Origin of the sequence: Paraburkholderia podalyriae, from assembly GCF_014397785.1 — a bacterium.
GTDB classification, from domain to species: domain Bacteria; phylum Pseudomonadota; class Gammaproteobacteria; order Burkholderiales; family Burkholderiaceae; genus Paraburkholderia; species Paraburkholderia podalyriae.
In genome coordinates this window covers 1-7575 of sequence record NZ_VZQQ01000127.1, presented here as the reverse complement: position 1 = coordinate 7575, position 7575 = coordinate 1, and the positions used below count along the sequence as shown (strand labels likewise).

Here is a 7575-nt window from a genome sequence, read left to right as displayed (position 1 = left end):
GAGTCAGCGAATTTCATAGAGGCCCGCAGCGTCCGTATCGGCTGCAATAAGGCCGCATATACAGCCGCAACCGATTCTGTATGTCAATGCACGCGAAATTCCTCCGCAAACGGGAGGCGTTCATATAGATGCATATGATCAGGGAGGACCAAATGAAAGATGCTGGCGCAGAGCGGACTGTTGCCGAGCAATTCCATTCGCTCGTCATTTGAGCATTCCCGACCATAGGGGACTTACTTATCCTGCCGCCCTTATTGCGACACAACCCACCGGATCTTCGTATGCAGAGCATCTCCGTCGCGTATTTCGCGGCAAATCCATTGCGTGTGCGAAATCAACGAGGTAACCCAAAATCCGTCGACCGGTCTCTGAACAAGGTCTCACCTGCGATCGCTCCGGTTTTATCTCGACAAAGCCGATTCGCTTACTGCGATTACCAGAACCGTTCCGATCCGATGCCTAATTGACCAAGCGCCGGATTGGTCGCAACGGTTCATAACCGCACACCCCGTTGGCGCTGTTTAGTAGCCCCTCGGGAGTCTTTTTGAAACCGGTTCTGGACGACTACGTTGGCACCCCCTTATGAACGGGAAGACATACCTTGATCGTAGTGCCGTTTCCCGGCGAACTGACAAGATTGATTTGGCCACCCAGCATCAGGACGCGCTCCTCCATCCCCGCCAGCCCGAACGATCTCTTTCTGGTCGCCAGAGGATCGAATCCTTTTCCGTCATCCCGTACTTCCAGCAGACAGGCATCCGGCGTTCGCTCGAGCGTGATGGTCACCTGCATGGCCGCAGCGTGACGGGCAACATTGGTCAGCGCCTCCTGGGCGACGCGAAACAGCACGATAGCGCGGTCCTCGCTCAGCACGAGAGTCTCGTCCTGCACGCGGAGGCGACACACCGTGCACGGATTCCGGTTGAATTCGGCAGCGAGCCACTCGAGCGCAGCCACAATGCCTGCGTCGAGCGCAGCAGGGCGTAGCGACGCGATGACGCCCCGGACAACCTGCATGGTGGTGTCCACCAGGGAGGTCAATCCCCGGGCCTGTTCGACGAGCTGAGGGTGGCCGTCGCCAAACTGCATAGCTAATACCGACGCCCTCATACGAAGCGCGGTGAGGTGTTGCCCCAGTTCGTCGTGCATTTCCCGAGCAATGTGCTTGCGCTCTTCCTCCCGAGCCGTCTCGCGACGGGAGGTGAGTTCCCGCAGCATCTCGTAGGACTCGCGCAAGCGGTGCTCTGCTTTCTTGCGGTCCGTCAGGTCGAGCACGAAAGCGACACCCTCGTTTCCGCCCTCGTCGAACGTGGCGACGCCGATCAGCACGGGCACGCGGCTGCCGTCTTTCCGGAAGTACTCCTTTTCGAACGGTTCCAGGCGCCCAGTCACTTTCTGTTGTGGTATCCATTGACTCAGGTCACGGGCGAGCCATTCTGGTGGCGTGAGGTCCATCCAGCGTAGCCGGCCCGCCATGAGGTCCTCGCGCTCGTATCCCACGATGCGCAGAAACGCGTCGTTGGCCTCGAGAACGTGACCATCGAGATCCCATATGAAAATACCGATGATGTTGGCGTCGACAAGGCGCCGGATCTTCGCTTCGCGTTGTTCGAGTTCGCGGTACAAGCGGGTATTCTCGAGCGAAGTCGCCGCCTGGGAAGCAAGGAGCCGAAGCACCGCAATCCGGGCCGGCGCGAAGACGCGCGTGGTCAGATTGTTTTCGAGGTACAGCGCACCGATGAGCTTCGCCTGATTCATCAGGGGCAGGCAGAGAATGGAACGGGCGCGTTGCCCACGGATGTAAGGATCGGAAGCAAACGGGGGCTCGGCTGCGGCATCGTCGAGCATGACGCTCTCCCGGGTGCGCAGGACATAGTGAAGGACCGACTCCGGCAGCACCGTCGCGGTGACGGGCTCGTCGTACAGCTGCACGTTGAACGTGTCGCCGCCGGTCGTAGCTGCTGCAGCGATGCGCTGCTCACCGCAGCGTGGCAGAATCAACAGGCCGCGCTCGGCGCCGGCCTGTTCAATCGCCGTGCGCATGAGCGTCTTGATCAGCTTGTCCAGCGCGATCTCGCCCGACACAGCCTGCGACACCTTGATCACAGTGGCGAGGTCGAGGTGTTCAACCGTCGTCGCGATTGTGCTCGTCGGGGCGGGCGCGGACTTTCCAGTCCTAAGGTGCGGATACGCTTCCTCGAGTTGCCGTACCTTCCCGTCGGCTCCCCAACGCAGGTAGCAGTAGCAGGCGTCCTGCAAATACACACGGGCAATTTTCTCAAAACCGTGTGCCGCGTAGAAGCGGGACGCAAGTTCATTGGCGAGCGCCTCATTGTGAGCAAAGCCGTTTGCCTGGGCCGAGCGAATAGCCTGTTCGTACAGACGCTCAGCATCGAAATTGCGCCCCTCCAGGCGAGCGACTTCCGCACCGACCAGCGCGGCGCGGTTCTCGAAATTCTCCGGACAGTTTTCCGCCCAGATCTCCAGTTGCCTGTGATGCGCAGCCACAGCGTCCAGGTGCTGCGGTCGCTCCTCGGCTGGTGCGCAGGCGCACCAGGCGGCTCGGGCCAGTGCGGCGTAAAAGTGATAGTCGGCATCCTCGAGGTGCGCGGATGAGATCCAGAGCAGCCGTTGCGCCTTCGATGCGGCGTCCATGGCCGCCGCATAGTCGCCGGCCATATAGCGCGCCTGCAATTTCCGAATCCAGTACCCACACGCAGCCAGCTTCAAGGCCGGATTGCTGGACAAATGCTGTTCGATACGAAGCTCATTGAACTGCCCGTCGTCAAGGCAGCCGAATTTCAGCGTCAAGCCACGGAGCATCCGGATCAATGCGAGCCGCGCTGCGATGATGTCGATGACGAGGCCGAAGCGCGCCTTCTCGACGAACGCGAGGCCACGTTCGCCTTCGCCTTGCACCTCGGGCAGAGGATCGCCGGCGAAGAGCAGGTCCGAGTTGAGACCGTCGCACGAATAGGCTGCATGCGTGAGGTCTCCGATCCGGTTCGCCGCGTCGAACGCGCGGCGCAGCAGATCACAGCAAGCACGCACGTGTTTCATCCAGGGCACGACGAAAACCGCGAAGCAAAGATAGGTGCTCGCCTCGAAGCGTTTTAGTCCACGTCGTTCGGCCAGCTCGAAGCCGAGCTGGCCGAACCGGAATCCGGCCTGGTAGTCGCCGAAACGCGGTCCGGCGATCCTGGCGAGCATGACATAGGCGACGCATGAAGCATCGCAGTTGCCGACTTCGAGGCTTAGACTGACCGCCTTGCAGTTCGCCAGGGAAGCCAGGTTCGCATCGGTAAACACGGCCGGCGGCAAGAGCTTACTCAGAAGCGCGACGGTCGCGAGGGAGGCCGGGTCCTTCATCAGTGGCAGGTCGATGAGATCCTCGATGGCCCGGCCCCGAAGCAGTGACCAGACGCGCGCGTATTCGCGTCGCACCTCGTCATCTTGCGGATGGGGTGACCACTCAATACCGACAAGCCGAAGGTAGTCAAGACCCACAGCGACCGCGCGGCCGCTCTGATCCAGGGTCGTGCAGACATCCATGTGCAGGCATGCAATCTTGGCTTGTTCGACCGTTGTCGTGGCGCGACTAGACAGCGCCGCCAACCGCTCTTCAGCGACAGATAACTGGCCCGTTAAGAATTCGCAATCAGCCCGGTTCAGCTCCAGCGCAAAGATCAGCGCATGCCGGCGCTCCCAGCAATCGTCCTCCAATAGTTCAGCACCGGTGACGAGATAGGTGAGCGCCGAGGCATAGGCTGTCGACCCCTTGGCGCGCTGGCCCGCGAGCAGGTTGAGCTCAGAAAGTTGGTCCCGTTCCTCTTGTTGGGTGATCAGCGCGGCACCGCGGTTGAGCTGACCCACGATCTCGAAGATCGCCTCCTCCCGCTGCTCCGGCGGCGTCTGCGCGGCGAGCAACCGCCCGATCCGCAGATGGCCCTCGGCGCGTGAGGCTTCCGGGATCAGCGAATAGGCGGCTTCCTGAATCCGGTCGTGAACAAACCTGTAGGAGCCCTCCAGCCGCTCGACCAGTCCCTGCTGGACCGCCGGCCACAACGACGCGTGGGCCTGCTTTGTCGAAGTTCCGAGAACGATCGCAAGCATCGCGATCGCCGCGACGTTGCCGAGACAGGCGAGCTGCAGCAACGCCCGCTGCGTTTCGACTGGCAAGCGAGTTAGCTTGCCAACCATGAGGTCCACGACATTCTTGGTGTAACCCTGGGCATGAATGCGAGCGAGATCCCAGCGCCAGCACGCCGCGTCATGATCGAAGCGGAGCAACCCCTCTTCGGCGAGCGCGTAGAGAAACTGAATCACGAAGAACGGATTGCCGGCGGTCTTCGCATGGACCAGCTGCGCCAGCGGCGCGGCGCGTTCCGGCTCGCCGTGAAGGGCATCCGCAATCAACTGCTCCAAGTGCTCGCGAGCGAGCGGCGCGAGTGTGAGCTCCTGCACCTGCGCTCCTGCTAGGCGGATCGCATCGAGCTTGCGCGTCAACGGATGAGCGGCGTCGACTTCATTGTCGCGATACGCGCCGATCAGCATGAGATGCTGCAGGTCAGACCGGGTCAGCAGATCCTCCAGCAGATCGAGTGTCGCCGCGTCGAGCCATTGGAGATCGTCGAGAAACAGCGCCAGCGGATGTTCGGGTCGGGCAAAGACACCCATGAAGCGCCGGAACACGAGCTGGAAACGGCTGTGTGCTTGCTGCGGCTCAAGCTCCGGGACCGGCGGGGGGGCCCCGATGATGAGCTTCAGTTCGGGGACGAGGTCGGTCATGAGCCGCGCATTGGGCTCCAGCGCTTCCAGAAGGGCATCACGCCAGCTCGCCAGCTCCGTGTCTCGCTTGCCGAGCAGCGGCCGCACCAGGCCTTGAAACGCCCGGACCAGCGTCGCATAGGGAATGTCGCGCTTGTACTGGTCGAACTTGCCGGAGGCGAAGAGCCCGCGCGACGGCACCAGCACCTTGTGCAGTTCATTGACGACGGACGACTTGCCGATGCCGGAATAGCCGGAGACGAGCACCAGTTCGGGCGCGCCGCGCTTGACGACCCGATCGAACGCGGCAACCAGGGTATCGACCTCGCGTGCTCGCCCATACAGCTTTTCAGGGATCAGCAGCCGGTCGGGCGTGTCGTGTTCGCCCAGCGGGAAGGCATCGATGCGGTGCTGACGCTCCCAATCGGCCAGGCAGCGTCGCAGGTCGCGCTCGACGCCGGCGGCGGTCTGGTAGCGCTCCTCGGCGGTCTTGGCGAGCAGCTTCATGACAACGTGGGAGAGCTGAGCCGGGACCGTCTCCACCCGTTCGTTGGGCGGCACCGGCTTTCGGGCGATATGGCAGTGCACCCATTCCATGGGGTCGGCGGCCGTAAACGGCAGCGCGCCGGTGAGCATCTGATAGAGCGTGACACCGAGCGCATAGAGGTCGCTGCGGGCGTCGATCGAGCGATTCATCCGTCCGGTCTGCTCGGGCGCCATGTAGGCGAGCGTGCCGGCGATGGTTTCGGGCGGCTCGGGCGGCTGCCGCTCGCGCGGCAGCCGCGAGGCAATACCGAACCCGGTGAGTCGCACCTGTCCGTCCGCGCAGTTCACCAGGACATGGGCGGGCTTGAGGTCCTTATGGACGAGGCCGCGCTGGTGGAGCTTGCCCAGCGCCGCGGCGATGCCGACGGCGAGGCCTACAACACGCCCTACCTCCATGGGCGCGCCGAGTAGCCGCTCGAGTGGCTCACCGCCCGGATCCTCGAGGACCAGCAGGGTCCGGCCGCCTTCGTGCACCAGCTCCAGCGGTCGCACTGCCCACGCGCCGTCCAGTTCATCCTTCAGTCCAAATTCGTGAGCGAGGCGATCCAGGCTGACGGGTGATGGGTGCTCGGCAGCGGGCCGCGCAATCAGTACGTTGTCGCCGCCATCGCCCTGGCGCCGCCCTCGACAGAAGACGCGCTCGTCATCCTCCCACAAGACCTGGAGGCTGTTACCCATCGGCGCCGGAACCATAGGAGGGGGGTTCATCTGCCGCCCGCTGCAGTCATGGTCAGACTGCTGTTTGTCATTGGGTTAAGGAGGGGACGCCAACATGCGCCCGTCTCAACTCGCAGGGTACACTGGAAAATCAAATTACAACACGGCATCGCCATGGTCAGCAAGGCGCGCAGCAGAAGTCAAGCATCAGCGTACACCTTGGACACCCCGGCGTCACACAGATGTCGGCTCTGAATTCTTAGCTTGAAGAACTCAGACGTGCAGGTTGAAGGCCAAACAGACGTATTCTGTCGAATTCAGGGAGCAGGCGCTGGCGAAGGTCGCAGGGACGGTTGCCGCGGAACTGAATGTGAACGTATTAACCTTGAGGAAGTTCCGACGTATGCCTAACGGCCGAACATCAGCCCGCCTTGCTCGAGGCGACCATTGTTGACATTGAAGCCGTTCTCCAGTTTGAAAATCGCGCTCAGCCCGCTGCCAAGATCCTCTGTTCCTTTAAGACCCCAGCGGCTACCTTGAGCGTAGCCGCTCCGGAGTTCATACACCTTCGAACCTGCGACATTGTTGGTGTAATCGAAGTCTTCATCAATCAGACCGTAAAGCGTCGCAGTAGATTGAGCGAATACCGGCGTTGCGATAGTGGAAATAAAAAGTACAGCAAGTGTGCTTTTTTCATTAAAGTCTCCGAATATAACTACGTGAAAACTTCTTTATCGACGGACCGAATTAACCGCGTATGATCCGTATCTGATCTATCAGCATTACTGATGAAAAATCAGACGTCGTCGGCAGTTTTCTCACGGTCGCGGGCTACTTCAGGCTCCCAGAGAGAAACTGCCCGAGTCGTTCGCTGCACGGCTTAGTCAATACTTCCTCAGGAAGCCCCTCTTCCTCGGTGCGTCCTTGATGAAGAAACACCACATGATTCGATACATTGCGGGCAAACCCCATTTCATGCGTAACCACAATCATTGTGCGTCCTTCGTCTGCGAGCTTTTGCATTACCTTGAGAACTTCACCTACCAGCTCCGGGTCGAGTGCAGATGTTGGTTCATCGAACAGCATCACGTCAGGGTTCATCGCCAATGCGCGCGCAATCGCGACACGTTGCTGCTGACCTCCCGAGAGATGCGACGGATACTGCTTCTCCACGCGCGGCGCGAGTCCGACTTTCTCCAGGTATTCACGCGCGCGCTCTTCCGCCTCGCGACGTGGCAGCCCGAGCACATGTACCGGCGCTTCAACAATGTTCTCGAGAACGTTCACATGCGCCCAGAGATTGAAATGCTGGAACACCATCGAGAGTTTCGTCCGGATACGCTGCAGCTGCTTCGGGTCCGCGACGTCGAGATAGCCGAGCTTGCCGATGAAACCGACAAGCTTGCGAAACAGATATCGACAAAGGCGAAAGTCGCGCGTGGCGTCATTGCTGGAGACGCCTGAGCGCGGCCAGATGACTAACAGGCTGCGGAAATACACCCCTCCAAAAGCAACGTCCATCGCTCTGCGCGGCTACCGCCGCGCAATTTTCTGCATTACGAAATTTCAACGTGAATCCAGCTTATTTTTCGACAGTTTGAGGCC

General features: G+C 60.9%; 1 protein-coding gene and 2 pseudogenes. All 3 read right to left on the bottom strand.

Annotated features, from left to right (window positions below):
* Positions 1–564 precede the first annotated feature (564 nt).
* Positions 565–5991, bottom strand: a complete 5427-nt coding sequence (locus tag F6X42_RS40975; RefSeq protein WP_187639486.1) for an AAA family ATPase — start codon at positions 5989–5991, stop codon at positions 565–567.
* 389 nt (positions 5992–6380) lie between these two features.
* Positions 6381–6683 (bottom strand): annotated as a pseudogene (locus F6X42_RS40970) (porin); the annotation flags it as partial.
* A gap of 118 nt (positions 6684–6801) precedes the next feature.
* Positions 6802–7353: pseudogene (locus tag F6X42_RS40965) on the bottom strand (ATP-binding cassette domain-containing protein); the annotation flags it as partial.
* Between the last annotated feature and the right edge of the window lie 222 nt (positions 7354–7575).